This window comes from Streptomyces sp. KR55, assembly GCF_052245645.1.
Classification (GTDB): Bacteria; Actinomycetota; Actinomycetes; order Streptomycetales; family Streptomycetaceae; genus Streptomyces; species Streptomyces flavusporus.
Genome location: NZ_JBQQCE010000670.1, coordinates 1 through 3831, shown reverse-complemented (window position 1 = coordinate 3831; position 3831 = coordinate 1). Strand labels below are relative to the sequence as shown.

Genomic DNA, 3831 nt, shown 5'->3' with positions numbered 1-3831 from the left:
GCCGTCCGAGGTGCCCACCGGCACCCCGGTGCACAACACCAGGGTGTTCGTCCTGGACGAGCTGCTGCGGCCGGTCCCGGCCGGTGTCGTCGGCGACGTCTACGTCGCGGGTGTTTCGCTGGCCCGCGGCTACGCGGACGCGGCCGGCGTGACCGCCGAGCGCTTCGTCGCCTGCCCGTTCGGTCCCGACGGCGAGAGAATGTTCCGTACCGGCCTGCGGGCCAGGCGGACCACCGCCGGCCTGGTAACGGTACGGGGCACGGCCCAGGACCTCGACGAGGCCACCAGCGCCTCCCGGCGCACCCTGCGCAAGCGGGACGACCTGGAGGTGCTGCTGCCGCTGCGGGCAGCCGGCCCCGGCAGCCGCCCGCCGCTGTTCTGCCTGCACCACAACACCGGCCTGAGCTGGGGCTACGCCGCTCTGCTCCGGCACCTCCCGGAGGACCAGCCGGTCTACGGCGTCCAGGCACGCGGCCTCACCGACCCCGACTCGATGCCGCAGAGCATCGAGGAGATGGCCGCCGACTACGCCGACCAGATCCGCACGGTGCAGCCCAGCGGGCCGTACCACCTGCTCGGCTGGTCCTTCGGCGGCGTCGTCGCCCAGGCCGTCGCCGCCCGGCTGGAGGAGCAGGGCGAGGAGGCGGCCCTGGTGGCGCTCCTCGACGCCTACCCGGGGGCCGCCGGCCGGACCCTGCACGACGGGGACGCGGCGCAGACCGACCGCGACGGCCGCGGGGCGCCGGATCAGGAGGCGTTCCGGACCTCGCCCGACGACGCCGGCGCCACCCCGGCCATGGCCGGCCCGTTCTTGAAGAACATGGAACAGGTCATGCGCCACCTGGCCGAGCTGGCGCTGGACCACCGGCCCCGCCGCGTCCAGAGCGACCTGCTGCTGTTCGCCGCCACCGAGGACCGGGCCGAGGAGATGCCCCTGGCGGACGCGAAGGCGAGCTGGAGGCCTTACACCACGGGGAGCGTGGAGACGCACGAAGTCGCCGTCACCCACAACGACATGCTCCAGCCGGCGAGCGTCTCGTTGGTCGGCGCGGTGCTCACGCGGAAGCTCCGGTCCGCCACCGGCCGCTCCAAGGACTGATCCGCCGGGGGCACGGCCGCCCCGGCCGCCGTGCCCCGCCCCCGCTCGTGACGTCCCCATCAAGGGGCTACGCAGAAAGGGACTTGTGCATGTCGAAGCCAGTGGAGTCGTTCTCGGGCGACTTCTTCGATCTCCACCGCCGTGACGGGCTCGACCCCCAGCCCGAACTGACCCGGATGAGCGTCGAAGCGCCGTTCGTGCCGGACACCTCCCCCGGCAGACACGACTGGCTGGTCACCGGCCACGACGAGGTACGGGGCATCCTCGGTGACTCCGCCAGGTTCTCCACCCGGCCACCCGCGGAGAGCCTGGAGGATTCCCGGCGCCTGGTGCAGATCGGCAACCCCCTGATGTACGACCCGCCGGAGCACACCCGGCTGCGGCGCATGCTGACCCCGGAGTTCACGGTCCGGCGGATGCGCCGGATGGAACCGCTCATCGAGAAGATCGTGGCGGACCGGCTCGACGTCCTGGAGCGCGCGGGCCGGCCGGCCGACCTCATGCGGCACTTCGCCTGGCCGATCCCCGGCCTGGTCGGCTGCGCCCTCCTCGGCGTCCCCCGGGACGACCAGGCGGAGCTGGCCCGGACCCTGGACCTCAGCCGCCGTGTCGACGGCAGCCACAAGGCGCGGAACACCGCGGCGAACGCCTTCGACGGCTATCTCGCGCGCTTCGTGAAACAGAAGCGCCGTCACCAGACCGACGACATGCTCAGCATGCTGATCCGCAACCACGGCAACGAGGTGAGCGACAAGGAACTCGTCGGCATCTGCGCCTCTGTCATCGCCGCCGGCCTGGAGAACATGGCCGGGACCATCGGGCTGGCCGTCGTGGCCCTGCTGACCCACCCCGAACAGCTGGCACAGCTGCGGGACAAGCCGGAACTGATGGACAACGCCGTCGAGGAGCTGATCCGTTACACCACCGTGGTGCCGATCGCCTCCCCGCGCACCGCCCTGGAGGACGTGACCATCGGCGACCACCTCATCAAGGCGGGCCAGATCCTGACCTGTTCACTGCTGTCGGTGAACCGCGGGGCCGACGACCGGCTCGACATCACGCGTGAGAACCCCGCCCACATGTCGTTCGGGCACGGCATCCACCACTGCGTCGGCGCGGCGCTCGCCCGCCTCGAACTGCGGATCGCGCTGGCGGCACTACTGGAGCGGTTCCCCGGCCTGCGGCTCGGAGTACCCGCCGAGGAACTCCGGTTCAGGTCGGCCCGGCTGGCCACCTTCGGCATGGAGTCGCTTCCCGTCGCGTGGTAGCCCCACCGGACGACGCCCAGACGTTGTGAGCACGCGCAGAGGAAAGGGACCCGTGCATGCCGAATCCGCCCGACATTCCCGTGTACAAACGCCGGGACATACTCGAACCCGTCGCCGAACTGAGCCGGCTCGCCGCCGCGACGCCGGTCTACCGCAACACCGACGCCGAGGTGTACGACTGGATCGCCGTCGGCCGTGACGAGGTACGGGCGATCCTCGGCGACACGGAGCGGTTCAGCACCCGGCCGCCGCAGGAGAACCCCGACCTGCCCCGCCCCCGGCCCGAGCCGGGCAACCTGCTGATGTACGACCTGCCCGAGCACACCCGACTGCGGCAGAAACTCACCCCGGACTTCACGGTGCGGCGGATGCGCAAGCTGGAACCCGCCATCGAGAAGATCGTCGCCGGTCAGCTGGACGTCCTCGAAGGGGCGGTCCGCCCGGCCGACCTCATGAGGCACTTCGCCCGGCCCGTCTCCGGCCTGGTCGGCTGCGCGGTGCTCGGCATACCGCGCGACGACCTGCCCCAGCTGGCGCGGATGACGGACATCAGGGCGGCCAAACGCAGCCCGAAACGGACCGCGGCCCGCAAGGCGTTCAACGCCTACATGGACCGGATCGTTGCGCAGAAGCGCCGCGATCCCGGCGAGGACCTGCTCAGCACACTGATCCAGCGGCACGGCACCGGCCTGACGGACCAGGAACTCGCGGGCATCTGCTCGTCCGTCATCGCCGGGGAACTGGAGAACGCCTCGGAGATGCTGGGACTGGGCGCGCTGGCCCTGCTGACGCACCCCAACCAGCTCGGCCGGCTCCGCGAACGGCCCGAGCTGATGGACAACGCGGTGGAGGAACTCCTCCGCTACGTGTCGGTGGTCTCCCTGGCCTCCCCCCGCACCGCCCTCCAGGACGTCACCATCGGCGACCAGGTCATCAAGGAGGGCGAGGTGGTGGGCTGTTCCCTCTTCGCCGCCCACCGCGTCACGCCGCCCGGCGAGCCGGCGGACACCCTGGACGTCACCCGGGAACCCGGCAGCCACATGGCCCTGGGACACGGCATCCACTTCTGTCTCGGCGCCGCCCTGGCCCGTATGCAACTGAGGATCGCCTATACGGGGCTGCTGGACCGCTTCCCGGGGCTGCGGCTAGCCGTACCGCCCGAGGAACTCCGCTTCCGGCTGCTGGCGCCCCAGCACGGTGTGGAGACACTTCCGGTCGAGTGGTGATGAGTGAGTGGTGCCGAGTGAGGGTTCAGCGAGTGAGTGGTGAGAGGACGGATCATGGAACTACGTGTCGACCGTGACAAGTGCGGAGGCACCGGCCAGTGCGCACTGTTCCTCCCCGCGGTCTTCGACCAGTCGGAGGACGACGGCAAGGTGCTGCTGCTGACGCCCTTGCCCTCCGCGGACCTGGCCGGCTCCGTGCGGACCGCGGCCAGGAGATGCCCGACCGGCGCGATCACCC

Annotated in this window: 4 protein-coding genes; all 4 read left to right on the top strand. The window is 71.2% G+C overall.

Annotated elements, in window-relative coordinates; translation table 11 throughout:
* On the top strand, positions 1-1099 hold a 1099-nt coding region (locus ACTWQJ_RS48005), incomplete at its 5' end, for an alpha/beta fold hydrolase (protein WP_443312670.1).
* A gap of 89 nt (positions 1100-1188) precedes the next feature.
* Positions 1189-2367 (top strand): cytochrome P450, encoded by a 1179-nt coding sequence (locus ACTWQJ_RS48000; RefSeq protein WP_443312669.1) that lies wholly within the window; start codon positions 1189-1191, stop codon positions 2365-2367.
* Between the two features lie 56 nt (positions 2368-2423).
* On the top strand, positions 2424-3593 hold the full coding sequence (locus ACTWQJ_RS47995) for a cytochrome P450 (protein WP_443312668.1): 1170 nt from the start codon (positions 2424-2426) through the stop codon (positions 3591-3593).
* Between the two features lie 54 nt (positions 3594-3647).
* Positions 3648-3831 (top strand): ferredoxin (locus tag ACTWQJ_RS47990; protein WP_443312667.1); only part of this gene is annotated, 184 nt, incomplete at its 3' end.